Genomic DNA, 26,168 nt, shown 5'->3' with positions numbered 1-26,168 from the left:
CTGTAGTCTCAGCGGCTGTCGTCATCGTTGTACCGACGCTTCTCTTCCCGCACTATCGCCATGTGTCTTCGGTCTCCTTGTTGCCGTGAAACTCTTCTTCTCGACAGCAACACTGGTGCCGCTGTGTGCACTATTTGGGCTGGATTCTGTCTATCGCACGTGAAGAGGGATCTACTTCTTGGTGGTGTTCGGAAGATGTCTAGGTTATTTATTCGTCTACATTTTGTATCGGTATACGATGGGGAAATATCGTAAAACAATCGCACTATACGTAGTAACATACAGTAGTCTCGGAATCGCAATTGGAGTTCTTCAGTACCTACTCATTAATTGGGCGCGAACAACATATATTTCTGCAGCACAAGGACAGAATATTGCGGTGTTTGGTCCGATTTTTGTCGGGCTAGTATTCTTTCAGCTTGTCGGAATAGTATTCATTTTTGGGACAGTGCTCGCAGCTATTTTCAGTATTGTCTTTGGGTTCGTTCTTGACTCGACATTTGATCGAATGGTTGTTGGAGCAATTGGGAGTGGCGCTGGCACATTCATAATGAGTATTTTAGCAGCTGCAATACCTCTAATTGGTGGTGGGACTGGTCAATCATTCTCGATACCCTCTGCTATTGTCCCGCTATTCATTTCTTGCATAATCGCCGCAGTTGTTGGTGGGGCTACTGCAGTGATACGGGACAGATATACCTGAGTCGTTTATCTTGCTCGCCTCCGCCAAGTCACGACATGAACGTCACACCTGGCAGACAGTCGCATCACTCACACAGCTAGCTGACGCGCTCGTGAACGACATCTGGTTCTGGTAGTACTAATTGACACACTCAGGGGTGAGGCAAGAGAACGAGAGCGAAACAGGGATGGCTCTCGTTATCGACGCATAATCGGAATGTTGGCAGCGTGGCGATGTCCAGTGATGGGAGCCGCGCTGCCAACATCCTATCCGACCACCTCTAGACGCATAAAACTAGCTCTCAACTATCACAAATCGCTATTAGGTAGTTGTGCGAACTTCTTGGTGAAGTGGGGGTCACCGCTTCCAAACTCTTGGTAGCATGACTTAGGTGTTCGGGAGGCTTAGAAGGGAATTCGGTAGTACGCGATTTTGTCTGAGCTACACTCAGGGTATTCTTCAGTGCCTGCAGAGATGTTTGTCCCGAAATATCGACACTCAACTACTACCTCCACTGCTTCGGTGAACCGCCTTGGGATCAACCCCCAAGGCACTCGGCCTGCTCCGCCGGTAGAGAATAGCCGAGCGAGACCTGCGCGGACATTCATTATATTTCAGGTGAAATAGTATGAAAAGTATGGCCGTTGAACAGTACGTGTCGACCACTATCGATTATGATGAGACTGATAGAGATTCCAACTAGAGATGAGAATCACGAGCAACCATGCAATAGAGGCAACCATACCGACTCTTTCCCCTTTACCAATAATTACTCGATAAGCCTGTATTGCCCCTGCAATATATGCTGAGATAACAAGGACCCACCACCGACGTTGAGAGAAATTACCCGTCATCAATTAAACATACATAATCTAATAGGAAATATGTGTATCTATATTCTGACGATAGATGCACCTACTGTATTGAACAGCTGATTCATCCGGCTCTGATTAAAGCAAACAGGGTGTCTCCTCCGATGCAGTACCGACGTCTTCCTAACTGCTTCCCGGTCAGACGTTGAAGTCATCCTATAGCTCGACGTACTGGTTCTCCCACTCACGGCGGGCTTCGAGTTCGCGCCGACCACGCCGGGTGAGTGCGTAGAAATTAGTGCGCTTGTCGATCTCGCCTTTCTCGACTAGGCCTTTGTCGACGAGGGTATCGAGGTTTGGATAGAGGCGTCCGTGGTGGATCTCTGTCTCGTAGTACCCCTCAAGCTCGTCCTTGACCTCGAGCCCGTTCGGCTCGTTAAGGCCACCGATAACGTACAAGAGGTCCCGCTGAAAGCCAGTTAAATCGTGCATGGTGTTTCCTTGGATATGTCGACGTATGAGTGTATCGGATATCGTTTTCTCGACGTTGCTCTTCTCATATCGAGCCACACCCGCTACTTTATATTCAGAATATTGAAAAGATTTACTGAGTTAACGATCCTCAATCGATCAGTCTTCGCTCTCGATCGGTCTACCGATGGCTTCGATGAGCTGCTGTGCCGTCTGACTAATCCGACCAAGCCGGTCGCGAATTGCCTCGGGGTCGTCGCCGGCCCAGGCGGCGAGGTAGAACGAGGAGTTGCGCGTATCGAGGCCACAGTGCCGGCCGACGATGTACGCGACGGCCTCAGCCTCAAACTCTTGCTCTGAGCGCGCTAGGGGGTCGCTGATAGCGCCGTGGAGGAGGGCGTGTGCGAGTTCGTGGACGAGCGTCACCGCGAGGTCCGCCTCGTTCGCCCGGTCACGAACCTCGACGAGCGGCCGTTCGTCCGCGCTACGTGGCTTGCAGATGCCCTCGGCCTTCCCATGAGGCCACTCGTCGGCGTCGACGATACGCACCGCGACGTCGAGGGTTGCAGCTGCGTTTTCGAGGACGTCGACGAGGTCGCCAGCATCGCCTGTCGCCGCAGTATCGAGTTCCGGGAGTGGCTCGCCGTCGGTCTGGGAGACGTCGAAGACCGACGCCGGCCGGAACCCCACCAGCCTTTGCTCCCACTCTTCGGGCGGGGTCTCGTCGTACCCACACTCGCGTTGCTCGTGGTAGCTCGGCGCGTTCCCGCACTCCGGACATTGCTTCGCGATGATGGGTGCCCAGATCCAGATCGCACTCTCGCCGGCTTGGACGTGCCGGTCGAACTCTTCCTGCCACGTCCGATACCCCGCAACCTTCGTCGCCTCTGGACACTGCAGATTGATGAGAAGCGTATTTCGGTAGGAGTAGTCGTGGAACTGGCTCTGCACGTCCAGCCACTCTTGGAACGCCTCGCTCCCGCGTGCGTCTTCTACGTGTTCGATGAGGTCCTCAATCCACGCCTCGATCGTCTCCGCCATCGCATCATCTCGTGAGTCCGATTCGTCGAACGTGACTGCTGACTCTGTCTCTGCGTCACTCATAGATTAGTCGCGACAACGCGCCTCTCGGGCGCGCGCCGCACCCCTCCCGGGGGCTGACAAACCGATTCGTGAGAGCGGGCGTCTTTCGATTGTCTTGATGCTTGGTTCGGACCCCTCTCCTGAAGGAGTGTGCGTCCGCTCGATACGTGCCAGCTGCTCTCATAGAGTAGAATCAAATCGCTCGGTATCGATGGTCCAGATAGTATGCCGGCCTACGTTGATTCGCAAGTCGAGAAGATTCGTGGGAGTGAGTGCGAGACGACAGTATCCCTTCTTCTCGGTGTTTCCGGCGATCAAGAGGCGGTCATCGAACGAGTTGAGCAGGAGAGTGCGACTGTCGATTCGACACTTGGACGTGCGACGCTTCGAGTGACAGCACCTGAATCCGTGGTCAATGCTCTCTGCTCAATTGGGGGTATCTCGTCGATCGAGATTGAGCGAGATGACGTATATTGAGCGGACGCGATGGCTTTCGTGATGGCGAGACGCCGGCGGATTTCGAACTACTCAGCTCGAAGGTGGTTCACTTCTCGAAGAGACAGCGTGTTGCCGCGCTCTCGCCAGTCAGCGTCTGCTGGTCGTCGTCGGTATCGGGGAAGAGGGCGGCCTGCTCGTCGTCCTCGACTGCGTCCTGTACTTCGGGACAGTCGTCGACGCCGAACTCACTCGCCTCCGGCTGGTCCCGACGCGGTTCGCGCTCGCGATGGTCAACGTCGGCGCCGAAGTCCTCGAGGGACGTCTCGACGCTCGATTCCTGCACTTCGAGCTCGCCGTCGTCATCGAACGCTGCTTGATGATGAACATCCAGGTCTGGTGTGTCGCTCATTGCTGAGAGCCTCCATCCTCTCCGGAGGCTCGACAAACTGAACCAGATGGATAGCACACCTTTTCATCCGCACACTCATTTCCAATTAGTACTGAACCTGTTCTTATTCCTGCAATCCCTATACTCGATATTATTCTGACGACCTCAACTTATTTCTACCCTGAGGTGGTAGAGTGGTATATGAGTGAAGAATCGGAGCGCGACTGGGCTACTAAATTGTCGGCAGCCGAGCGTGTCGAGGCCGTCGCTCTCTCCGTCAGTGAGCCACGAACAGCCAATTGGATTGCGGGGGAAGCTGATGTTGCCCACGAGACGGCGACAAAGTATCTCACACGACTCGTTGACGATGGCAAGCTGAGTGCTGATACACGCGGACAGCAAACAACATATGCACCAGATCCCGTCGGGCAATACCTCATTGAGATGCGCGAGCTCTACGAAAATCACTCGCCTGACGAGCTCGCCACGAGTCTTGAGGAGATGAACGACCAGATTCGGTCGTGGAAGACGGAATACGACGTCGAAACTCCCAACGAGCTGCGTGCAAGCCTGAGTAGTGCACCAGACCGTGAGGACGAGCGCGCTCGCCGCGAAGCCGCACGCGAGTGGGAACACCTCCAGACGCGCCGTCGTCTCGTTGAAGATGCGCTTCGGCTCTACGATCGGTTCCCTGGAGAACAGTAGACGGCACCAGCATGAACCCGGACGCAGAAAACCCGGCTCTCTATCGAACACTTCGAGATGTCCTCGAGCGGCAGGCAGAAGTCGTCTCCGTTTGGTTCGAACCTGACGCAATACAGAAACGATACTTGGCCACTGAGGTAGACCCAAACCGCGTCACCCCACCAACTGGCCCTGAGCCACCACGGTTGGAGGTACACTGGAAATTAACACCGCCACATGACGAGTTCAGAATTGACTACGCAGATCCAAACACGGAATTCCACTGTGGGTGGCTTGACCTCCTCCCGCGCCTGAAGACGCGGGAATCCCGCCACGGGATTTCAGGCCGGGCGTGGCCCTATGGTTTCAAGACGCATTCGTGCCACGCGTCTTTTGCTGGGTGTCAGCATCGGCGTGGCTGTCTTGTGGCGCGGTCAAACGCGCCCCATCCGCAGCCGAGTCATCGTCGTTCTCGTGTTTTCTGGAACGACTCTCTCCACTGCGGTAGCGGTCTGCAATATTTATCGCCCCGTTCACGTCGGCTTGGTACTCGCCCATCCAGCAGTCGTCGTTCGTGCATTTGAACGTCGCCTGCTTTGGGCGATACCCAACTTCACCACACGAATGGCACTCTTTCGAGGTGTTTCGCGGGTTCACTGTTGCGACGGGAATTCCCTTTTCGACGGCCTTGTATCGGATCTGGGTGTGGAGTTTGGCGAACCCCCATCCGTGGAGACGGCGGTTCATGTATTCGCCGTAGTCCATCGACTCTCGAATATACGTCAGGTCTTCGAGAACCAGCACGGGATTCTCGACGGATTCGGCGTACTCCACGACTTCACGGGTGACGGTGTGGAACACGTCGTCGATCTGGTTCCACACGTCGTCGCCGTAGGATTCGGCAATGCGGTCACTTCCGCGTTCTTGGAGTCGCCGTGTGGCGGTGAAGTAGGTCTTGCGCAGCCGACGGACGGTCTTGCCTTCGTCGGCCCATAATTCGGGGTGGGTCGGAGAACCGTGGTCGTCGCGGTGACACACCGTGACGAGCGACGCTTCCCCGATGTCCACTCCGATGAGTGTCCGTTCTTCAGCGGACACTTCGGAACGCTCCTCCACGTCGCGGGTTGCGGTCACGTGGAGATACCACGTTCCGTCCCGCTGGAATAGCCGACTCTCACCCATCGTGGCGTCCCCCGCGTTCAACGCTTCTAGCCAATCCCGTTGGTTGGGGTTCGGTTGGGCGGGCATCCAGAGGTGGTAGTCCTCGTGGTGCGGGATTTTGACGTACCACTCGATAGTGTTCTCGGGGTTGTGGTCGAGGCGTAGTCCCTCGTTGGTGAATCTGACGGGGTGGTCCTCGTGTAGGTCGCCTGCGTTGTAGGTCGTCGTCAACTGTGGGACGTACTTCTTGAGGGCGTTTTTCGCGTACCCCGACAGGTCGTAGGTGACTACCACGTCGTTCGCTTCGGTCTGCGTCGTACAACCAGCATTGAAGGCCTCTTGGAGGGCCTGCTGGTAGGCGTCGCGCGTCTCGCGGAGTTTCTGCCGCTTGTGGGTATTCGGGTCGACGAGTTTCAGTTCCAGCGTTTTGGTGAGTTCCGTCATGTGTCGGCTTCCTCGTGACGCTGGATGTAGTCCTGGACTGTTTCGCTGGAAACGTGGCCTGCCGTCCCTGCGTAGTAGCCGCGGGCCCACTTGATTTTCTCGCCGTCGTGGTCGGCATAGCGGTGGTTGTATTTCCGCGAGCTGATGCCCTTGAACCAATTAGTGAGAAGCGAGGGGGCGTGTTTCGGCGGGCTACTAACGAATAGATGGATGTGGTCGGGTTGGACGGTCAGGTCGATAATCTCCAATCCTTTTTCGTCGGCGATTTCGTGGAGGATGTCTCGTACACGGTCGGCGACCTCACCGTTGAGTACCGGGTTGCGGTACTTCGGCAGCCACACGAGGTGGTAGTTGAGGGTGTAGGTCGCGTGCCGTGTGGTCTTCATCCGTACTGCACACTATGGTTCGTTGGCGTCTTAATACCTTGGTAAAGCGTAGGAAATCCGGTAATGAAGGGAATTGTGGATTGACGCACTATGCTTACCGCTTGACCTCCGCCTGAAGACGGAGGTATGCGATATCGGTCTGTATCACTTCTCGTCTCGAAGTTCTGCTGCTTGCTGTGCGAGCCAGCGAAGTACCGGCTCCCGATTCTGGTGTGCGTTCTCGTAGGCGACGCATTCCCGGACAGTCTCGACGTTGGGAATGGTTACGATACCGGCACGGAGGAGGTCGAGGTTTTCTGGGGTGAGTCGCTGTTCGGGCGTGAGCGGGGTCTCGTCGGTCGTTGTCTGCTCGGACATTGGTTGTCGCCTCGCCCTTCTCGGCGACGATAAACCGACCTGAAGACGTACTGTGCGCCTCTCGTTCTACTCGGTCTCGACTTCCGGTTGGATTTGGCGTGCGTCCTCGGCGAGCGTGTGGAGGTACGATCGAAGCACCTCCATGTCCTCCTTGGCGTCCTCAAGTGTCTGAGCTTTCACTTTGCCCTTGATTTTGTCCTCGTCGCGAGTTCCGGAGCCACGCTTGAGTTGGACGGTGATCGAGACGCCGACGTCGGTGCGCTCGACGTGCTTGGTTTCGGTGGGCTGTTCGGCGGCCGCGTCGCTCGAAGCGTCAGTAGTGTCGGACATTGTCGGTGAGTGAGGTTGGTTACGCGGGTAGTGCGACGTCGTCGGGGAGAGCCTGCTCGATGTCGGCGTCGGTGATCGTCCAGGTTCCATCGGCGCCGTACTCGAGTTGGCTGATGACCTCGTCTGTGAACGTCTGGTAATGGTCACGGGCGAGGGAGGCGTTGTCGGTGTAGTCCAGGAGGATGGCGAGTGCGAGCTGCGCCGGCCCACTCCCACGATATCCGACGGCGAACCCACCAGGACTGTGACGGGCAATGGTGAGGCTACGCTCGGGGGTGAGTCGCTCGCCCTCTGGGTGCTTCGTCACTAGCACCTGTCCGTATTCGCGAGACCCGACGTACCGAATCTCGCCCTCGGCGTGTGTTGTCTGTGCGATTGCGCCGTCGTCGAATATTCCACTCATAGTCGGTTTCGAGAGCGCCATCTAGGCACTCCCGCACCCCTCTCGGGGTCGACAAACCACACTGCGGTTCGCGGCACATCTTGTTTAACTAACACAGTCGCGCTTTCTTCGTACCCTGTTGGTTAAGGAAGATGAACTCAGATTCCGGTTTACAGCTCTAAGGCTGTGAACCGCCTGTAGAACAGATATCTACATTTTGCACACGGGGTGTGTCTATTGACCAGATCTCGATGCGTCTTCGCGAGAGCAACCGAAACATTTGACGCAACTCAGGTCGTTTTCTGTCTATGAATCGGAACCGTTGGAAACGGGTATTGAGCGGGGGTGCAATCTTACTACTTGGCCTCGTTTTTCTCACACTCACTCTCTACGATATCCCCGCAGACGTTTTCCACCAAGGCGTCCCCCTATATTTGACTCTCTTTGAGAATTCTCTCCCGATTCTCCTCAACCTCTTGCTTGTCGGATCAGGGATTCTCCTCCTTGCTTATCGGCCGATTTCACCGCAGACCGCGTACCTCATCGCGGGATGGAGTATTCTGAGTGCGGTTACGGTCTGTCTGCTCCTCGGCTGGGTATATATGATTCAGCTCATTGAAGGTGTCTTTAAGCCATATCTTCTTTTCACGCATACAATTACTGTCGCTACCCTGACTGGGCTCGGTGTTGGAGTCTATGATAGTCGGCGTCGCCGCCACCGACGGCAGCTTCAGGACGAGAATACCAAAATCACTGCACTGCTCGAGAACAGTTCTGACTGCATCGCTGAAATCGAGTTCATCCACCAGGATCCAATGATTCAGGCTGTTAACCCAGCGTTTGAGCGGACGTTCGGGTTTGAGGAAGAAGACATTCAAGGGAGGTCAATTGACGAGCTGATTGTGCCACCATCCCTGCAAGACAGTGCGTCCGGCATCAGTCAGCGTGCACACGCTTATGAGCAGTTTGAGGAGTCGGAGATCTGTCGCCAGACTGCCTCTGGTGAACTGCGAATGTTTCGTCTTCAAGCGATCCCCCTTCGGACGAATACCACCGAAACGGATGGCTACGCTGTCTACACCGATATCACAGATGAATATCGATATAATGAGCAGCTCACTGCCCTCCACGAAACAACACGCAATCTGCTCATGGCTGACTCGACGACCACGGTTGTTGAGGACGCCGTTAATGCGACAACCGATCTCTTTCAGTTTGATTTTGCGGGAATCTACCAATATGATTCCGAGACTGATCACCTTGTTCCGGAAGCGTATACGACCGCTGACGGATCGCTCTCCGATCCACCAAGTTTCCCTCGTGGTGAGGCGATTGCATGGACCGTCTTCGAAACGGGAGAGTCGCAACTCATTCAGAACGTGGCGGAGCATCCGGATGCATATAACCCGACGTCGCTGATCGCGAGTGAGTTGATTCTCCCTCTCGGTGACTGGGGCGTCATGATGATTGGCTCAACGACTCGTGATGCGTTTGCCGAGACTGATTATTCGCTAGCGAGGATTCTCGCGGCGAATATTAATACCGCGTTAGAGCGTGCGGAACGGGAGGCACAGCTGATGGAGCAGAATGAGCGGCTGGAGCGTTTTGCGAGTGTGATTTCACATGATCTGCAGAATCCGCTTACGGTCGCTCAGGGGTATCTTGACCTTGGCCGTGCCGGTGATGATGAGGCATTTGGTCGTGTTGAGAGCGCACTTGAGCGAATGGATCAACTCGTGGATGAGCTGTCAACACTTGCGCGGCAAGGAGAGGAGATCAACTCCCTTACAAAGGTCAATCTTGCGACGGCTGCGAGAGTTGCGTGGGAGCACGTTGCGACTGCTGACGCTGATCTGCAGGTGAAGAGCTCCTGTGAGTTTCAGGCAGACCAGAATCGACTCCAGCAACTCTTGGAGAACCTCTTTACGAATGCGATCACACACGGTGGGGACGATATCACGGCTTTCGTTGAATCGACGGAAGATGGATTCGCGGTTGAGGACACTGGGCCCGGTATTGAGCCAGCGGACCGAGACCAAATCTTTGAGTCGGGATATACATCTGCGGCAGATGGATCCGGGCTCGGACTCACAATCGTCAAAGAGATTGCAGATGCGCATAACTGGTCGATTTCTATTACGGAGGGAAGAGACGGCGGTGCACGATTCGAAGTTGCGGTCGATGACCGTATGCACGACTAACGCAGGCTATTCTTTCTCAGCTATATTTCGCGTGCCGAGGCAATGAGCGAGAGGACGTTTCCAGCGTCGTCCGTTACTGGCCGAATCACTCCAGAGACAGCAATCGGTGCTCCAGTTGATTGCGTATGTGTAGCTTCGTACTCAACGTACTCACCGGTAGCGGCTCGCCTAACCCATTGCTTGAGCGCTGATTTCTGATCTGATGTCCACCATGGTGTCTCCCAAAAGACCTCACCACGGATGGACTCACGATCGGCGTCAATATAGCTTACTGCAGTTGTATTCACATCTTGAACGACCCCTTCGCGGTCAAGCAGTGCAACAAGTAGATTAGGGTCGTGAAATAGTGATTTGAAGCGCCGTTCGTTCCGCTGCAAGGCTTCCTCTTGTTGCTTATGTGCCGTAATATCGTCAATCACACCCTCAAGCACGTCAGGACGGCCGTCAGCGGTCGCAATACATTGTCCTCGCTCCCAGACCCATTTAACCGACTCATCTGCAGTAACAATCCGATACGAGACCTCAAATGAGTCTGCTGTTGCAAGTGTGTCGTTAATCGTGTTCCAGACTTCCTCCCGGTCTTCTGGATGGATAACATCGTCACCCCAAGAGAGAGTATTCGTCTTGAAGTCTGCTGCAGTGTAGCCCGTAACTGTCTCGACGTCTCCGCGAACATCTATCATTGGCCACTGAGGCGTATGCCGGCAGCGATAGACGATCCCGGGGAGGTTCCGAACAAGCGTGTCAAATCGTCGCTTGCGCTCTTTTTGCTCGGTGATTTCGCGCGTGATCCCCGTTTGGATCGGCTCTTCTCTCTCCTCCTGCAGTGTTCGGCCAGACATTTCACCCCAGCAAAGAGCGTTGTCTTTGTGGAAGCGGAACTGGACTGTATATGTGTCTCCTGACTGCGCTGCTGTACGGATTTCCTGCTCTGTGGCCTTGCGATCTGCGGGATGGACTTCATCAAGAAACTCCTGGAGGGAGGTGATACGAACCTCGAATACGGGACAGATAGTTGGATAAATATCCATCGTATCTGTTGTAATGTTGCGTGTCCAGACCGCTGCAGTTGTAGCGTTTAACGCGAATTCCATCCGGGAGCGTTCGCGTTCCAGCTCAGACTGAGAGTGATATCGATCAACTGCATTTCGGATTCGATTTGCAAGCAGCGTGTATTGGTCTGTCCCAGACTGTTTTTGTAGATAGTCGGTCGCGCCCGCAGAAATGGCGTCGCTGGCGACTTCTTCACTCCCCTTGCCGGTGTAGAGAATAAAGGGAAGCTCTGGATAGGTATCGCGAACCTGCTTGAGAAAGTCTAATCCATCCTGCTCGGGCATTTCGTAGTCGCTTACGATACAGTCCGGCCGCTCGTGGTTGAGGACTTTGAGGCCGTCTGTGACGCTTGTTTCCGTGGTCACAGTGAACTCCTCGTTCTCGCGTTCGAGGAAGGTGGCCACTAGCTCTCCAAAGCTGAGGTCGTCGTCGACATGGAGAACATCAATGGCCCGAGACATACTTGCCAGTTAACCCCGTTAATCATTAAACCCCCGTATCAGCGATATATAAACCAGTCTCTCAGATAGAGGAGACTGGAATACGGTGGATTACGGATAGCTGGTGATCCGCAGTATCCAGCACGAATATTAGCAGTGCCATGGGAACTGAATCATTGCTCTAGATTTGTGGATATACGCTGTCTGTTGGTCTGAGAATCCGGTCCAGCAACAGAATAGCTGACTTGTTCGGAGGAAATCATAGTCGGTTCGTTGAACGGTAGTCACTGAATTCTCTGGATTTGATGTCATGTCTAGGCCAGAAGGTCATTATGTCTCAGAAAGCTATAGAGAACTGCCCACAGCTGGAGGCGTTGACCACTGGACCTCCCCCTCGTGGGGAGAATACCCAGTGTCGCAAATCCGGCCACGGCGGTCAACTCTGGGGGGAGTTGACAACCCATCGGAATCCACCGGCCGCAGGCCGGTGAACCGGAGTCCGTCCCCGGTTCACCGGCAGTGCCGTGGAGATACAGCAAATCACGCCTAGCCGGTTTTATAGTAGCAATCCGCACAGCGTTGGTCGCCGTGTGCGGCGTAGACCGGATCTGCCGGGACCTCCTTGCAACTCGTACAGTAACCGAAGGCGGTTTTCGGGATTGGCTTCTCCCACGGCGGCTGTCGATGGCCAATCATCTCCACGACCTCCACGCCGGGTTGCGACGTCGACGACGAGTCGGCTCTGGCATCGTCAGTAGTGGACGTCCGCCGGGACGATCCAGCACTCTCGAGTGTCGTCGAGAATCAGGTTGAGACGCTCCCGGTCGCGAATTCCGTGTCCATGTTCGTCGTAGAGGACGACTGATGGGCCACGGTACGCGCCGAGTTTGTGGCAGGCGTGCCGCACGAGGCCCTCATCACGCATCACTGCCTCATCACTAAGCTTGGGTAGTGCCTCGCGAACGTCGGCGAGGGTCTGCTCGAACTCCTCGACAGTCGCTTCCCACCCTGCTTCGAGGAGTGCGTCGCCGGCGTCGGATTCAACCGGTGCGGCAGCCGGCCGCTCACCCCAGCGGGCGTGCCCAGCGCACGTGACGTCTGCCTCGTCGAACGTCACGTAGTAGTCAAAGACGCCGTCGGCGTGGGGGGAGATGCCGACCAATCGGTCGAACACCGATTTCCCCGCTGCGAGTGCTTCGTCTTCGCTCGATGCCTCCACCAGCGCGTAGATGAGCATATGCATCGCTGTGTCTGACGCACGCACTCTGTGCGGCGCGCGCCGCCGCTCTCCGCGCGACAAACCGAACTGCTGTCGAGAGCCGCTATCTACCCCAGTCTCCCGGCTTTGAGGATGTACTCTGGGAGCCAAAAGGACGTTAGGTATCCAGTGCCTGAGAACTAGCCGCCCTCGGCTGGAGGCGTCGACCATCGGGCTTTCCGCATGGGGCGACCCGGTGCTCGGAAATCCGGCCACGGCAGGCAACTCCGTGGGGGAGTTGCCGACCCATCGGAACTGCTGGCCGCGGCCAGTGAACCGGAGCTCTACTCTCCGGTTCGATGAGGCGTATTTGGTTGGCACAGTAAAGTGTACCTATCACAAGCATCCGTAATCGGGATCGTTTCGACGGATTTCTAGCTCACAGCGACCTGTTATTAGCTAGCTAATGTCGAAATCCATAGTTGCCGACAGATCTAGTCGATCAAGCATAGGAGGTTCCGTGTTGTTCATCGCCTCCCGTACGACGGTAAAGCAGTAAATCGCCTCGGGGTCAAGCCCCGAGGCTTTCGCGTGGACTCCCGTTCTATGCCTCGGTAGAGGCAGGGGGGACGTACTCCCCGCTCACGTTCAGCGTCCCGCGATTCAAGCGCACATCTACGGGTGCGCCTCCATCGCCTGCGTTTTGCCGACGACGGAGATACTGCAAACCGATATTCTTCGAGGCGTTGTAGTCCGCGTGGTTCTCATACCCACACTTCTGACACTCGAACGACTCTTGGTGGCGATTGTCGTCGTGGGTAAACCCACACGTCGAGCAACGCTTCGACGTGTTGCGCGGGTCAACCTGGACGACCTCGATACCGTGTTCTTCGGCCTTGTATTCGACGTACTCGTAGAGGCGTCGGAACGCCCACACGTGTTGCCACGTCGCCTCGGGAATGTTCTCCCGAATGTGGGTCAAATCCTCGAACACGATGTGCGAACAGTCGTTCTCGACGGCTTCCTCAAGAAGTTCGTTCGCCACCGTGTGTAGGTATATCTTGAACCGCCCGGTCTCTTTCTGTCCGACTGATTCGATGTTCTCGTGGGCGTGTCGAGACCCACACTGCTGAAGCGACCCACGGCGTTTCTCGTACTCTCGACGCCAGTGGTTGAACTCGTCTGCTGACCAGAATTGCCCCGTCGAAGCGACGGCGAGGTTGTTCACGCCTACATCCACACCAAGGACTGTTCTGTGCTTGGACTCGGATTTGGGTTCGTCGTCTGCTTCGACTTTCCGCATCGAGGCGTGGAGATACCAGTCACCGTCGCAGTACTGCAAGTGTGCCATCCGAAACTCGAAGTCCTCGTCGGAGACGTACTTTGTCGGCGGTGTCTCCGAGTCGTCGGGAAGGATGTAATCGCACTCGACGCGCCCGTCTACGGTGGACAGCGATACGTGGTCGCGGTGGAACGTTGCGCTCCGCTTGTCGTACACCGCGCTATCAGCAGAAAAGTGCGGTTGCGATGTGTTCTCACCACGTTTGAGACGTGAGACTCCGCTTTTGACGGCTTCGACTGCCCTGCGAATTCCTTTCTGGACGAGGTTTGCGGTCAGGTCGGTTTCGTCGCGGAGTCGGTCGTAGAGGGCGCGTTCGGCTTTGGCTTTTGAGGTGACGTGGTAGCCGTCGTCGCCGTGCCAGCACCATTCACTCGCGGTGTTGGCGCAGTGTTTGAACTGCTCGACAGTCTCTCGAAGGGAGTCGTCAGCTCCTTCGGGCGTGTCGAGTTTGATGACGGCAGTACGACGGTATTCCACTGTGCTTTCACATATACAGTCGGTGTTACTTATAGGGTCGGGAGTCGGCCTGCCATCGTAACGTGGTTTGTGTCATCGGTTGTCGGCTTCCTCCCCGACCTCAAGGGTCGGGGCATCCGCCTCGTACCGCCTGTGAACGCAAACCACGCGAACAGGACGAACACGAGAGCACCCACGAACCGTATGAGGACCCACAGGACGATCGACAGAAACCATCGGGCCAAGTCGCCGAACGGGCCTGTGACAGCTACTTGAAATAGCGGCTGGAGAGTTACCACAACCAACACGACCATGACTAAACCAACTCCGACGGAGACGGCACGCTGACCGGCGTTTTCTTGGGTCATGTGCGAGGGTCAGACGCCACCCTTATCGAAAGCATCGCACTCCGGAGTCATTGATAGACCAATCTCGAAATACACGAATACGACAAGCAGATTGGAGTTCTAAGGATCTGTTAGAACCTTATTAGTTCGACACCACTCTCGATGGGAAAAATGTTAGGGGGGGTATGCTTATCTAGACAGTACCAAGGGGTCAATTGCGTGAACGATCAGGTGACCCAGTCTGGCTGGATCCCTCACTGGCTCCGTGGATACCTTGTGTGATTTGAAACTCGTTAGTTTCGCTCCGTCCAGTGAGTTCCCGCTGTGGGAATGGTATTTTTATACTTTCTTCACGAAATGCGGACTTTACGTTATTGATAACGCTCTTGATAGCATGTCATTTTCGCTGTGGCGTTGGAGAATCTATCCAGAAACGAAGCTCAAAAACAACTGCCGAGTCATCAAATCGAACTGGAAGTACCTGTGGTTCAGGTTGATTCATAACGTCATCAAGTTCTGAAATCGAATCCTGTGCAACAGTCTCAGCGTGATCTAGGTCAACATCGTAATCGATCCCGACCTCAATCCGCAACCTAAGCTTTCCCTCCCGACTTCGGTTGATGATCGTTCGGTTCTGCACGGCTTCGTTTGGTAGTACGATATGCTCTCCATCTAGATTTCGTAATCGGACGTTGTTGATCGTTATCTCTGTAATAAATCCTTCATGCTCACCAATTTGCACCCAATCACCCACAGAAAAAGGGCGCGAAAGCATCAGGATAAACCCAGCGAGAATTGAGCCGAGCGTCTCCTTGGCTGCAAACCCCAGTACGATACCGAGGACACCAGCACCTAATAGCAAATCAGCAAGTTGGACGCCCCACAAAGAGAGAATCCCAAATACAGAGAAAATATAGACCGCAACTTGGCTAACGTAGTAACTGACCCGACGCTGATACGCCGAAGTGACCCTGCTATAACCGTTACCACCTAACAAGAGACGCTTCAGAATCCGAGAGAAAGCATACACAGCGACAACAAAGAGTATCGTTAGTAGGATTCGGACACTAACTCCAATCCCGAATTCAAGCAATCCAACAACAGACAGCGCTGTTCCAGTAGCACCCCATTGAACGATAAGTATACCAGTAACTATTGATGTCAAAATTAAGACTAGAGATGCACGAATTACCTCAGCGTTAGCTGATTGAATACGTGATTTTAGGTTTTTTCCAAGAACCCAAATTACTACACCGAGGGTAACGGCACTAACAACAACGATGAGGGTCTTTGTAGGATCTACCGTAGACTGAAGAAGAAGGCCCATCGTCTGAAAATCACATGGTACTGTGTTAAGTATGTGGTGAGAGCGTGGCGGTGTTCAGATGAGAATAAAGGACGAGGTGGCGCGTTTTCTGAGTTCTCTATATCCGAAAAACGACCGCCTCAACGGTTTTAGACTATATTGGCTCTGTTGAAACCCTCAGAGAGTTACACGTCCGTCCGATAGTTTGACCAGATGCAAGCCCTCCCGAAGTCGCAGTTACTCCGGTTCATTGAGCGGGAGAACCACTTATCTGTCAGCACAATAAATACTATGAATACAATGACCACAAGGAGGCTGTCTTTCGTGCGTGGTGTCTCTGCGGTTATTGGCACCGCGTTTCTCGGCGTGTTAGGGTGGTATCTGTTCCAACCCGGGTACAGCTGGACGCGACTCGCGTTGTTCGTGGGTCTTGGTGCGCTCGCTGTTATCGGGACAGCCGGGGTTTGGTATCAGCGAACGCGAGTGGTCGCCGTCGGTGCCACGGGCCTGTTCCTGTTAGGTGTCTCGCTGGCCGTCACCCTCTGGATGTTCATCCTCCCCGTCGTCGCCGTCCTCGTGGCCGCGACTGTCATCCTCCGGATAGACAACCAGCCAAATACTCCATCCCCCGGCTAATCCGCCGGCTCACCACCATCTACCTCCCGCCTTGACGCCGGAATCGGTTGACTTGGCTTCAACATCTAACGAATAGCCCCCTCCATTTTGTCGGTGGGTGAGGATTTCAATAGAGCCGATTCCAATAGAGCTGAGTCATCGGTCTGGGAAGACGACGCTTTGCTCGCCGGCGAGTTCTTCGAGGTGGTTTCGCTGACGGTGACGTGGTCGGCGTCGCGACCACTGTCATCCCAGCCGTCTGTCGTCCAGAACTCGCCGAATTGTGCGCCGCGATGTGCGCCGTTCCAGTCAAGGCCGACGATGTCCGCAGGTGGGTCGCCCATGAAGGTTGGGCGGGTGAGCTGGGCGACGATGTCGCGTTGCTTCGGTGGACTGCCACCGAGAGGATGTGGACGCGACGGCCACGCCAGTCTCGCGGATCGGAGAATTCGTGCGTGAGTCGGTCGGCGTAGCCACGCGAGTACCCAAGGACGATATCGTCGGGAATCGCCTCAATCGCTGCACGTCACTTCGGAACGATCACCAGCTCGGCATCCGGATAGCTCGGCTCGATCTCACGGACTATCGTGCGACGTTGCGCGCCGCCACCTCGAGTCGCTGTATGGGGTGGGGACGGTCAAGCAACGGGAGACGAGCGGGTTGTATTCTTGCGGCGTCCGCGTAGCGGAGTAACGTGTCTTTCCCCCAACTAATATACGGGAGATGATATCTACTGACTATTTCAATTTTAAAAGACGGTGAGACAGCTATCGGGCCCTCGCCTACTTTGACAGAAACTCACGGTAGCGGGGTGGTGGAACGGATGCATACAGTTTATCAGTAGTCCAGTAATCTGGTCGTCAATCTCTTTTATTGTCGGTTAGGTGATGTATAGATGGTTCAATTTAGTCGGCTGCAGGACGGAGACGTGCTAGCGATTTCGGGCCCCACTGTCGGATGCGCTCCCATAGTAATACAGCTGGTGGCAGCGCGATGATCGACATGAGGAACGAATACGTCACGCTGAGCGCAATGAGGACGCCGAAGTTCTTGAGCAGTGGCGTAATTGCGAGAGCAAGCGCACCAGTCCCGAGTGTCGTGGTGAGCATACTCCCGAACAGTGCACCACCAGTTCCCGTCAACGTCACCATCATCGCCTCATGTGCGCCAGTTGCTCGGTCGTACTCGTCAATAAACCGATGAGTGGTGTGCACTGAGTAGGCAATCCCAACCCCGACTGAGATTGAGAGAATTGTTGAGGTCAATGCATTTAGCGACATTCCCAGATACCGCATTGTACCCAAGAGTAACGCAAGCGATACCAAGATTGGGAAGACGTTCACCACTCCCAGCAGTGGCTTCCGTTCAAGCAGGCCATACACCAGCACGAGGAATGCCGCTGTCAATACGACCGCAATTGCTAACCCTTGAATCGCCGACTGGAAGATCAAATCCATGACCGCTGCAAGCACAACGGTATTCCCTGTTGCAGTCGCTTTCATCGGGAATCGGTCTGCTAAGCTTGCTGCAGCAGTGGAAACTTCTGACTGGGTTGCGTCTGCGTCAACCGTATACACGACTTGTGCAGTTCGGCGGTCTTCCGTGAGGTATTGCTTGGCTTGCCCACTTGCTGAAGAGGCAAACAACACGTCGTAGACGCGTTCCAGATTCTGGTCGGGAATCCCGTTGTCATTTTGGTCGTTGCGAGCGACTAGAGCCGCGAACTCCGGGTTCTGGTTCGCGTGGGATTTGAGGACTGTGATGATGCTCTGGGTCTCAGCCTGCCCGCCCGAGCCGACGGCAAGTGGATCTGGCGGATTATCGTCTGCAGCAGCCATGGCTTCGAGTGCGTGGTCTTCTTGGAAGTTCCCTTCAAGATATATTTTCACCGAATCACCTTGCCCAAACTTGTCGTTCAGGAGGTTCATCGTCTCCGTAATCGTGTACTCACCGGGACTGAGCTGCGCAGGCAGCATCTCAACATAGTCTGGGAGGTCCTCAGGCGGCAGGAAATCCTCGTTCTCGAAGGACGTCCCTACTCCAGAACCGTACGCACCCATGACGGCGCCGGACAACAGTAGCCCGGCGACGATCACTGTGGGTGCGTATTGGCTTACTTGTGCGGGGAACGCCAACGCTCGTCCCAGCGCTGATTCGTCGGACGCAATCGGTTTCGAGTTAAACTCCGGCACGCCAACCCGAGCTCGGAGATCATCTGTCACCAGCTTCGCAGCGGGCAAAAACAGCCCAAAGATGAGGTACGTGAAGATGATCCCCATCGCGGAAGCGATACCCAAGTTCTTGATTGGGGGGAGGCTCGAAATGATGTTTGCGCCGAACCCGAATACGGCGGTCACGGTGACGATGATGAACGCGACCATGAGTTGGCCGTTCGCTGCCCGCATTGCCTCGATTCCCTCAAATCCACGCTCGGTTTCTTCGCGGTAGCGGTTGATGATGTGGATGCCGAAGTCAACGCCGACAGCGAGCAGTAACACGGGGACGGAGATCATCTGCTGGCTGAACGGAATCCCGGCATAGCCGATAAATCCAAATGTCCAAATGATCGTCATTACCAGCGCAATCAGGCCGAGGACGACGTCAATGGGGTCACGGTAGGCGACAACGAGGAAAAACAGCAGCAGGAGGATGACGATCGGCATCACAAGTGAGAGAGAGTCCGTCATGGACTGTCTGATCTCGGACTCGGTCGTTCCAGACCCAAACGCGCGCATATCGAGCGGCGCTTGTTTGACTATTGATTGGATTTCCGTCTGGACCGTTGTTAATTCGTCGCTCCCGTAGCTTTTCGGGAGCGTATGAGAGACAGTCGTGATCGATGCGGAAGCCGAAACGCTCGTCGGGTTGAAATCATTAGCAAGCGATCCTGTAAACCGTGGGTTATCCTTGAGTTCGCGAACGGTCTGGCGGATTTCAGTCGGGCTAGCTCGTTCGAGCGTCTGCCGATATTCTGTTGGCGTCGATGCTGACGGATTCAACTGCTTCGCGATGAGTGTCGAGGGACCACTGGCTGTATCCATCCACAGATCGCTCCGTGAATTGATTTCCTCAAGAACACGTACTTCGCGAATCAGTGATTCTTTCGTCAGGACGTTATCATCCGTTCGGATGAGCTGGGTCGTTTCAGTATCCGGTTCGAATGGTTGCTGGAAATTCTGATTGACCTCATCTAAGGCATTCTGCGCGGGGAGCCCCTCAGTAAAGGCATCGAGGCCGCCCTGGCCCATGCCGACAGAAGTCAGCCCGCCAGCGAGGACGACGGTCAACAGGACAAAGAGGATGATTATTGCGCGTGGTCGGTCTACAATAACACTGTTAAGACGTTTTATCGCCCGTTCCACCGACGCCGCGATGTCCATCAGTTATACCTCCGATAGACGACCGCTGCACCTCCGAGGACGACGATAATTACCCCACCAATTAACGCAAGCGGCGGGCCGCTACCGCCGGTAGACTGGACCGCGTTGAGCGGATACCGGAACGTGTCCGAGAGATGGGTGTTTCCACGGCGGTCTGTGTACCGGAAGTCGAACGAAACCGGATACGTGTTCTCCGCAGTCGCTGCAGACGACGCAGACACATCGAATTTTACTGTTGTCGATTCACCGGGTTCTAGTGACTTGATGTAACTCGTATCCGTCTTACCGGTGTTAAGCGGATCATCTGCGAACATCCGCGCATCAATATCGGTGACAGTCTGGTTGAGGTTGTTCGTCACTTCAACCGAAAGCGTTCGCGAGCTTCCAACAGTGATAGTTTTGTCGGAAAACGCGAGTTTGAATGCGTCACGACTAGGCCCAACAGCGGCTGAGATATCTCGTTTATCGAATATTTTCCGATCACCGTCCCCGTCTCGGTATTGGACATTAAGTCCGATTAATTTCTCTCCAGGCTCCCCCTCACTGGTGACCTCTATCGGGAGACGGAACGCCCTAGACTCACTGGGAGCAAGTGAGCCGACGACAACAGATTCTTCACTGGGAACGATTGACGAGAGATTTTCGGCCGGGTGGACCGAGACGCTTTTGACGGGATTTGGACCAGTATTCTTGATGGCTCCCGTGATTTGGCCGTTTTCTCCGACGCGAAGCGACGACGAGATGTCCTTGAAGGCGAATGATTGCTCAGGGGTCGACTGGACGACAGTCGGTAATGGTTCGGATGTGTGACTGATCCCGTCAATATCGTTGTAACCGACGGCCAAATCGACCGTGTATCCACGGATAATAGCATCGGATTCTAGTTTGACATTATAGGTGACGTTCCGTACCTCACCGGGCTGCCAGTCGCCGACGTAGGTAGTCGAGGACGTATCTCCGGATTCAAACGTCAATGAGCTGCTTTTGGATTCTGCAGTCACGCTTGACCCCTTTGCGACTTCCGAGCCAGTATTTCGAATCGCCATCGAGATATCGCTATCGTCACCAATCTGTGCCGTCGCATTTGTCTCGACAACTTCGAATCTAGCGTCCTCCTTAACACGGATCGTTATCGAACCCGTTTCCGTCCGCGTTGAGTCAGCTCCTTCATCTTGTCCACTGGCGTCGTAGCTGATATGTCGTGTATGAGAATACGTGTATTTAATCGGTATTTGATATTTCCCTGGTTCGGTATCACTTGGGACAGTGACGGAGACTGTCTGTTGTGTACTTCCGGTCTGGAAATTGCCGACTGATACCTGCCCAGCATGGATGTCAATCGGTATATTGTCATCCTGAGGTTCGAATGTCAGCCCTCTCGCGGTCATAACTGAATCTTCATACTGCGATGGCCCATGCTGAATGATCATACCACGATTGACGACCGAAATTTCCATCTCACTAGTGGTACCAGCTGAAACCGCTCCAGATCCTGTCGCGAACGAGATGTCCGGACGTCCGATGACGTCTCCAGACTCTGCACTTTGAGCTACTGCGAGAGCGGGGAGACTACCAACTACAAGACCCATAACGAGGATAACGGTAAGAACGAGGCGTGATGAGTGATGACAATGATGGTTATCTTGTTTCATATGTGGATTGCGTTAGCGTTGGTGAATTGAATGAGGTTGTAGAGCCGATCGTTATATTGTATTGCGCGCTCATCTTTTGAACTGAGTGTTTACTCAGTCTTATCGGATAGTATATTAATCTACTGATTTGGATAAGATGACCCAAAATCATGCTATTCTTGTGTGCTGATAAGAAGCTTGCTCTAAACCACGCAGAAATGGGGACCCAGTAATACATTAGGCCAAATTAGCGGAGGCAGTTCCCCTGAAGGGATACATCTATTGGTGAACACGAGAAATAACTAGTATGGCGAATGAGCCGCTTTTCCCAAAGAATCCCGACGAAACCCAGACATCAATCATGGAGGCGACATTTGATGCGCTAGCCGAATATGGATATAGTGATCTTACGATTAACCGAGTCAGCCAACACTTCGACAAATCAGAGGGTATTATTTTCTATCATTATGATGGGAAAGACGAGCTCCTACTTGATCTCCTTAATTACCTGCTTGAACGCGTTGAGAACGGTGCAATTCAACTCTCTAATGAGGCCTCTCCAAAAACTCATCTTCGAACACTCCTTGACAAGACCCTACCTTCCGCTGATGAAACACAGGAACGAGATTATGAGAAGGTGCTAATCGAATTACGAACACAGGCAATTCATGATGAAGACTACCGAGAGTGTTTCAATCGATCACACCAAGGCTTCCGAGAAACCGTCCGAGAGATAATTGAGGCTGGTATTGAAACAGGCGACTTTAACGAGGTCGATCCAGAGCTAGTCGCAGATTTCGTAATGACACTTGTCAGTGGCGAGATCTTCGACCGACTCACAATGAATTCGAACCGGATGGTCCGCTCCGAGCTCGACAGCTATATTGAAACCCGTCTTTTGGCTGACCAGCCGAACTAACTGTCGATGAATCAAATTGATAGTCCTGTACTGTGGATATCTGGGAACTTCAAATATCTTGACCGTTCATAAGCTGGCCCTGTCCGGATGAGCGGATTTCAGTGAACGGGTATCCCAGCACCGAACTACCCATCCGAAGTTGGACGAAGCTCGTAACTGAACTGTTGATGACCTCTCTCTGCCGTTCATCTGGAAATCAACAAGATCGACTTCTCCGAATTCACCTCCACTTCTTAATTAGACGAAACCAACCGATACGGTTCAATTAGGCAGTGTCGGCTCTGTTTAAATCCTATTAATTCAATATTTCCACCGCTGAGATAGTTGATAGTTAGAACGGCTATTCCTCCGATGATACTAGACCGGAGTAATACAGAGGAATTAGTCGATAATGATGTGTTGTCAAATATCATAAAAGGAGGAGATGTAGACGGTTTCTCTACCCGTATCCTCTCACTATAGCTCTGTGTCGGACTTTCTACAGCTCGATTCTTGGGTTGCAAGCGTTCTTAGACCTACTAAGCGTGACCGAACGATACGTCTAGCTAATGGATTTGCGATAGAGTGCTTATGCTGGAGCAAGTCCGTAGCGTGGCATTTCACAAACCTTGCACTCCCAAATTGGCTGTCCTGCCCACTGCTCGATGGACGCCTGCTGGAGGAGTCGTTCGCCAGCGTCGCTTTCGAGCTGGGCGACACCGGGCAGGTCGCCCCACTGCTCGGTGAGCGTTCGCGACGGCGACCCATCATTATCCGCGACGAGCTCGGTCTCGGTAATCGCGGTGTCGCCCTTCTTAGCAAGGAGTGAGTGCGCAGCCGTCCCTTTCGCGAGCGCCGCCATCTCCGTGCGTGCCGTCACGACCGCGAAGACGAGATGGAGGAACTCCATCTCTGTCTCCTCTGTGTCCTGAGTCGGTGCCTTCGACGCCGCGTGTTCAGGGCGATACGACGCACACCGCTCACTTGCTGGTGGCACAGACCGACCGCAGTCGAGACACAGTGACGACGCCTCTTCTGACTCCGGATAGTCGGTACTCGCCAACTGGTCGTGGGACTCTTCGTCCTGTTCGAGTACGTGGTCCGGCTCTCTGGTTGCTTCGCCCCGGGGACGAAACGCGTCCTTGTCGCGACGGCGATCAGAGTCTCGCGTCACACCCCCCGTATCCTCGCCTTCCTACTTCAACCACTGGAGCTGAGACGACTAGCCACCGGGCTACCTAGATGACGGCGTCTTCCCAGAGCAGTCACTCATCGCGGTTCGGAGGACGCTTCGAGAGGCGGTCGAAGCGGTTCTGTGCGGACTCACGACGGGACTCGGTTTCAGCTGGGTTGTATGTGATGTCGACGAGGTCGCCGTCTTCGATGACGACCTCAAAGACTGCGTCTTGTTGTCGACCCGCCTTGGGAAGCTGCTCACGCGGGACTGGATAGTCGGCGACGTCGGCGCCGTCCTGCTCAAGGACGAGGACGGCTTGCTCGCCTTCGAAGCGATCTAGGACTGCTGTGTAGGTGCCATCGTCAATCATTCGTAGGTTGTGCGAACGGCTTCGGTTCCGGTGTCGGTTGTCACGATGATCGTGTCCCCGCCGTTGTTCCAGATGGCCGACCCGCGGTTCCAGTAGAGGTCGGTGTCTGTGTTCGTCCCGCTGCCCGTATGGAGTGTGAGCGTCTCCCCGGCGTCGAGTGTGACACCGTCGGGAATCGTGTAGGTGTGGTCGGCGCTATCGGAGACGGTCCAGCCACTCAGGTCGAGTGTGGCGTTTCCGGTGTTCTTGAAGACGACGTATTCGTCAGTCGATGACTGATTCGCGGGTGGCTCAGCCTGGATGTCGACGACGTTGAGCGCCGTCGGGTCAACGCCACCATCAGCGACGGTCGTCGTGCTGGTCGGACTCGTCGTCGTGGTTGGTGCCTGCCAATCGCCGCTTCCACGGAGGACTGTCCGCACCTCAACAGGTGAGGATGTTCCGGGCTCGACTGGTTCGCCCTCACGAAGCTCCATGGGGGCAGTCGGGGCGGCCTGCTGGGTCTTGACGGCGACCTGTGTGCCGTTGCTCGTCAAGACGATATCGCCGTGTGTCGCCGTCCAATACGTCGGGAGGTTCCGCGCTGCGAGTCGCTCAAGCGTCTCGTTAGCGGGATGCCCATACTGGTTGTTCCAGCTGCTCGAGACAATGACGGCCTTCGGGGAAGCTGCATCAAGCAACGCGGTTCCGGTGCTGGACGCACTGCCGTGGTGGCCGGCCTTGAGTACGGTTACGTTCAACCGATCGCCGTAGGTATCGACGAGATACTCTTCTTCGGCTTGCTCGGCGTCGCCACCAAAGATCGACTCACACCGTATCTCTGAGCGCTTCAGCTCCGCCGTGAGGTCTTCAGAAAACCAGGTAAAGAAGCGCTGAAAACTATCCTCAAAACTGTGCTGTGATCTACCAACAATCTACGCCACAAGAGCGTCCGACTAATCCTCGACGTAGATACCGCAGTAGCAATTAGTCCATCACTCAACTTGACTTAACGCTTGCCCACCACGAATAAGGCCGACGATAGCAAGGAGAACATATAGAATAGTTAGTGTGGTAAAGCCCTGGTTCAGATAACCAACAGCGGCAAATATAAGAGCTAAAATTCCCGAGACCAATAGGACAACTGAGTATGCTTTTTGCTTCTGGAGTAACAATAACACCCCAGCAATAGCAACTAATAGGAGGAGTCCACTCGCGAGATACGCTCCTAATTGAAGCGACGTAAGAACCGCTCCAACTACACCAGCTACAATTAGGCCAAGACTTGCAATATTCCATCTTAAGTCCTGTGTAGTCATACATGGTGTATAATAGCCAATATAAAAATAGATTGTGGTACGGAACTATTCATAGAAATAATATATTTATAGTTATATATTGAAACCTCAGTCCAGTAGCTGATCCCAGAGCTCCGACAGAGTATTATTTTGTATATTTATTCTACAAGTCCTATTTGTAGGCACTGTCTAGTTGAGTCAGTTTGAGAAGTGAGCAGGTCGTTGAGTTGGTCGACCAAGATGCTCGCAGACCTGCTCAGCGAGAGCTACGACCCGAATTTAGAAGAAGCTTGGGAGAACGAGCGGGCGGCGACGCCCATTAGGCGTTCGCCGTCCGCCTCCACCAGACCGGTTGTTCGCTCAGGGAGACAACAACGATCTTGGAGGACTTAGGCGCTGAACGCTCGCATGGAGCGGGCTTGAATTGGATGCATCGGCTGGCTGATAGCGGCTGCGACCCGCCTGAGGCACAGCCGAAGCTGGTCGCTGTTGACGAAACCGCTGTCAAGATTAACGGTGAATGGTCGTGGCTGTAGGCTGCAATAGACATCGAGACAAAGCTGATTCTTGACGTCGCGTTGTTTGGATCACATGGTACATCCGGCAGCTGCGTTTCTGCACCGATTCACCGAGAAACACGATCTCCCCGGGGCTGAGTTGCTCGTCGATCAACTCGGTTCTCGAACTACCCTCTTTCGATTAGGATTGAGCGGTCATCTCGACTATACTGACCGGGGCCACGTCGAAAAATGGTTCCATACCCTCCAAATGTGGATCGGCCGCTTTTACCACTCGTGGGTGGGCAGTTCGATGGCTGCGTTACTCTAAGTTCAGTAGTATCGGATATTGTCCGCGAGAG

General features: G+C 54.4%; 24 protein-coding genes and 3 pseudogenes. 8 read left to right on the top strand and 19 right to left on the bottom strand.

Features of this window, described 5'->3' with window-relative positions:
- Positions 1–238: 238 nt before the first annotated feature.
- Positions 239–703 (top strand): hypothetical protein, encoded by a 465-nt coding sequence (locus IEY12_RS15585; protein ID WP_188884567.1) that lies wholly within the window; start codon positions 239–241, stop codon positions 701–703.
- Between the two features lie 1,007 nt (positions 704–1,710).
- Here the strand turns inward: IEY12_RS15585 and IEY12_RS15580 are convergent.
- Both IEY12_RS15580 and IEY12_RS15575 read right to left on the bottom strand, forming a co-directional pair.
- Positions 1,711–1,986 carry a helix-turn-helix transcriptional regulator gene (locus tag IEY12_RS15580; protein WP_188884566.1) on the bottom strand — a complete coding sequence of 92 codons (276 nt, stop codon included), beginning with the start codon at positions 1,984–1,986 and terminating at the stop codon, positions 1,711–1,713.
- Between the two features lie 138 nt (positions 1,987–2,124).
- Positions 2,125–3,069: an ArdC-like ssDNA-binding domain-containing protein gene (locus IEY12_RS15575; RefSeq protein WP_188884565.1), complete on the bottom strand. Its 945-nt coding sequence runs from the start codon at positions 3,067–3,069 to the stop codon at positions 2,125–2,127.
- A 204-nt stretch (positions 3,070–3,273) separates the two neighbouring features.
- Here IEY12_RS15575 and IEY12_RS15570 point away from each other — a divergent pair, with 204 nt between their 5' ends.
- The gene (locus IEY12_RS15570; protein ID WP_188884564.1) at positions 3,274–3,525 is read left to right on the top strand and encodes a hypothetical protein; all 252 of its coding nucleotides are present in this window, start codon (positions 3,274–3,276) and stop codon (positions 3,523–3,525) included.
- Positions 3,526–3,592: 67 nt separating this feature from the next.
- Here IEY12_RS15570 and IEY12_RS15565 read toward each other — a convergent pair whose 3' ends face one another.
- A complete protein-coding gene (locus IEY12_RS15565; RefSeq protein ID WP_188884563.1) occupies positions 3,593–3,895 on the bottom strand; it encodes a hypothetical protein in 303 nt (100 codons plus the stop codon).
- A gap of 180 nt (positions 3,896–4,075) precedes the next feature.
- On the opposite strand from IEY12_RS15565, the gene IEY12_RS15560 reads away from it, so the two are divergent.
- Positions 4,076–4,579 carry a DUF7342 family protein gene (locus tag IEY12_RS15560; protein ID WP_188884562.1) on the top strand — a complete coding sequence of 168 codons (504 nt, stop codon included), beginning with the start codon at positions 4,076–4,078 and terminating at the stop codon, positions 4,577–4,579.
- Between the two features lie 345 nt (positions 4,580–4,924).
- Here the strand turns inward: IEY12_RS15560 and IEY12_RS15555 are convergent, their stop codons facing one another.
- From IEY12_RS15555 to IEY12_RS15535, 5 genes are all read right to left on the bottom strand, one after another.
- Positions 4,925–6,163 carry an RNA-guided endonuclease InsQ/TnpB family protein gene (locus IEY12_RS15555; RefSeq protein WP_188884561.1) on the bottom strand — a complete coding sequence of 413 codons (1,239 nt, stop codon included), beginning with the start codon at positions 6,161–6,163 and terminating at the stop codon, positions 4,925–4,927.
- On the bottom strand, positions 6,160–6,549 hold the full coding sequence (gene tnpA, locus IEY12_RS15550; RefSeq protein ID WP_188884560.1) for an IS200/IS605 family transposase: 390 nt from the start codon (positions 6,547–6,549) through the stop codon (positions 6,160–6,162). The genes IEY12_RS15555 and tnpA overlap by 4 nt, the downstream gene beginning before the upstream one ends.
- A 144-nt stretch (positions 6,550–6,693) precedes the next feature.
- The gene (locus IEY12_RS15545; protein ID WP_188884559.1) at positions 6,694–6,906 is read right to left on the bottom strand and encodes a DUF8129 domain-containing protein; all 213 of its coding nucleotides are present in this window, start codon (positions 6,904–6,906) and stop codon (positions 6,694–6,696) included.
- Between the two features lie 66 nt (positions 6,907–6,972).
- Positions 6,973–7,236, bottom strand: a complete 264-nt coding sequence (locus IEY12_RS15540) for a DUF7389 domain-containing protein (RefSeq protein ID WP_188884558.1) — start codon at positions 7,234–7,236, stop codon at positions 6,973–6,975.
- A 19-nt stretch (positions 7,237–7,255) separates the two neighbouring features.
- Positions 7,256–7,639, bottom strand: a complete 384-nt coding sequence (locus IEY12_RS15535; RefSeq protein ID WP_188884579.1) for a DUF6166 domain-containing protein — start codon at positions 7,637–7,639, stop codon at positions 7,256–7,258.
- Between the two features lie 581 nt (positions 7,640–8,220).
- On the opposite strand from IEY12_RS15535, the gene IEY12_RS15530 reads away from it, so the two are divergent.
- On the top strand, positions 8,221–9,819 hold the full coding sequence (locus IEY12_RS15530; protein WP_188884557.1) for a sensor histidine kinase: 1,599 nt from the start codon (positions 8,221–8,223) through the stop codon (positions 9,817–9,819).
- 20 nt (positions 9,820–9,839) lie between these two features.
- Here IEY12_RS15530 and IEY12_RS15525 read toward each other — a convergent pair whose 3' ends face one another.
- The 4 genes from IEY12_RS15525 to IEY12_RS15510 form a co-directional block, all read right to left on the bottom strand.
- A complete protein-coding gene (locus IEY12_RS15525; protein ID WP_188884556.1) occupies positions 9,840–11,333 on the bottom strand; it encodes a PAS domain-containing response regulator in 1,494 nt (497 codons plus the stop codon).
- Positions 11,334–12,063: 730 nt separating this feature from the next.
- Positions 12,064–12,555, bottom strand: a complete 492-nt coding sequence (locus IEY12_RS15520; RefSeq protein WP_188884555.1) for a DUF7995 family protein — start codon at positions 12,553–12,555, stop codon at positions 12,064–12,066.
- 559 nt (positions 12,556–13,114) lie between these two features.
- The gene (locus tag IEY12_RS15515) at positions 13,115–14,329 is read right to left on the bottom strand and encodes an RNA-guided endonuclease InsQ/TnpB family protein (protein ID WP_188884554.1); all 1,215 of its coding nucleotides are present in this window, start codon (positions 14,327–14,329) and stop codon (positions 13,115–13,117) included.
- 723 nt (positions 14,330–15,052) lie between these two features.
- On the bottom strand, positions 15,053–15,982 hold the full coding sequence (locus IEY12_RS15510; RefSeq protein WP_229871471.1) for a mechanosensitive ion channel family protein: 930 nt from the start codon (positions 15,980–15,982) through the stop codon (positions 15,053–15,055).
- Between the two features lie 192 nt (positions 15,983–16,174).
- Between IEY12_RS15510 and IEY12_RS15505 the strand changes: the two genes are divergently transcribed.
- Positions 16,175–16,597, top strand: coding sequence for a hypothetical protein (locus IEY12_RS15505; protein WP_188884553.1), 423 nt, complete (start codon positions 16,175–16,177; stop codon positions 16,595–16,597).
- Positions 16,598–16,782: 185 nt separating this feature from the next.
- On the opposite strand, the pseudogene IEY12_RS15500 reads toward IEY12_RS15505, so the two are convergent.
- The 3 genes and pseudogenes from IEY12_RS15500 to IEY12_RS15490 form a co-directional block, all read right to left on the bottom strand.
- Positions 16,783–17,156: pseudogene (locus IEY12_RS15500) on the bottom strand (DUF6610 family protein); the annotation flags it as partial.
- Between the two features lie 325 nt (positions 17,157–17,481).
- On the bottom strand, positions 17,482–19,956 hold the full coding sequence (locus IEY12_RS15495) for an efflux RND transporter permease subunit (protein WP_188884552.1): 2,475 nt from the start codon (positions 19,954–19,956) through the stop codon (positions 17,482–17,484).
- Positions 19,956–21,344 carry a COG1361 S-layer family protein gene (locus tag IEY12_RS15490; protein ID WP_188884578.1) on the bottom strand — a complete coding sequence of 463 codons (1,389 nt, stop codon included), beginning with the start codon at positions 21,342–21,344 and terminating at the stop codon, positions 19,956–19,958. Before IEY12_RS15490 ends, IEY12_RS15495 begins: the two co-directional genes overlap by 1 nt.
- Before the next feature lie 550 nt (positions 21,345–21,894).
- Here IEY12_RS15490 and IEY12_RS15485 point away from each other — a divergent pair.
- Positions 21,895–22,506: a TetR/AcrR family transcriptional regulator gene (locus IEY12_RS15485; RefSeq protein ID WP_188884551.1), complete on the top strand. Its 612-nt coding sequence runs from the start codon at positions 21,895–21,897 to the stop codon at positions 22,504–22,506.
- Between the two features lie 568 nt (positions 22,507–23,074).
- Here the strand turns inward: IEY12_RS15485 and IEY12_RS15480 are convergent.
- The 3 genes from IEY12_RS15480 to IEY12_RS15470 all read right to left on the bottom strand — a co-directional run bounded on the left by IEY12_RS15480 (position 23,075) and on the right by IEY12_RS15470 (position 24,772).
- Positions 23,075–23,395 (bottom strand): DUF7995 family protein, encoded by a 321-nt coding sequence (locus IEY12_RS15480; RefSeq protein ID WP_188884550.1) that lies wholly within the window; start codon positions 23,393–23,395, stop codon positions 23,075–23,077.
- A 355-nt stretch (positions 23,396–23,750) separates the two neighbouring features.
- The gene (locus tag IEY12_RS15475) at positions 23,751–24,032 is read right to left on the bottom strand and encodes a DUF3006 domain-containing protein (RefSeq protein ID WP_188884549.1); all 282 of its coding nucleotides are present in this window, start codon (positions 24,030–24,032) and stop codon (positions 23,751–23,753) included.
- Positions 24,029–24,772 (bottom strand): lamin tail domain-containing protein, encoded by a 744-nt coding sequence (locus IEY12_RS15470; RefSeq protein ID WP_188884581.1) that lies wholly within the window; start codon positions 24,770–24,772, stop codon positions 24,029–24,031. Before IEY12_RS15470 ends, IEY12_RS15475 begins: the two co-directional genes overlap by 4 nt.
- A gap of 54 nt (positions 24,773–24,826) precedes the next feature.
- On the opposite strand from IEY12_RS15470, the pseudogene IEY12_RS15465 reads away from it, so the two are divergent.
- Positions 24,827–24,934, top strand: a pseudogene (locus IEY12_RS15465) (IS1595 family transposase); the annotation flags it as partial.
- A gap of 72 nt (positions 24,935–25,006) precedes the next feature.
- Here the strand turns inward: IEY12_RS15465 and IEY12_RS15460 are convergent.
- Positions 25,007–25,330: a hypothetical protein gene (locus IEY12_RS15460; RefSeq protein WP_188884548.1), complete on the bottom strand. Its 324-nt coding sequence runs from the start codon at positions 25,328–25,330 to the stop codon at positions 25,007–25,009.
- A 219-nt stretch (positions 25,331–25,549) separates the two neighbouring features.
- On the opposite strand from IEY12_RS15460, the pseudogene IEY12_RS15455 reads away from it, so the two are divergent.
- Positions 25,550–26,137 (top strand): annotated as a pseudogene (locus IEY12_RS15455) (IS6 family transposase).
- Positions 26,138–26,168: the final 31 nt, after the last annotated feature.

The sequence above is a fragment of the Halarchaeum grantii genome (genome assembly GCF_014647455.2).
In the GTDB taxonomy this organism is placed as follows: domain Archaea; phylum Halobacteriota; class Halobacteria; order Halobacteriales; family Halobacteriaceae; genus Halarchaeum; species Halarchaeum grantii.
This window is presented reverse-complemented; position numbering and strand designations above follow the sequence as displayed.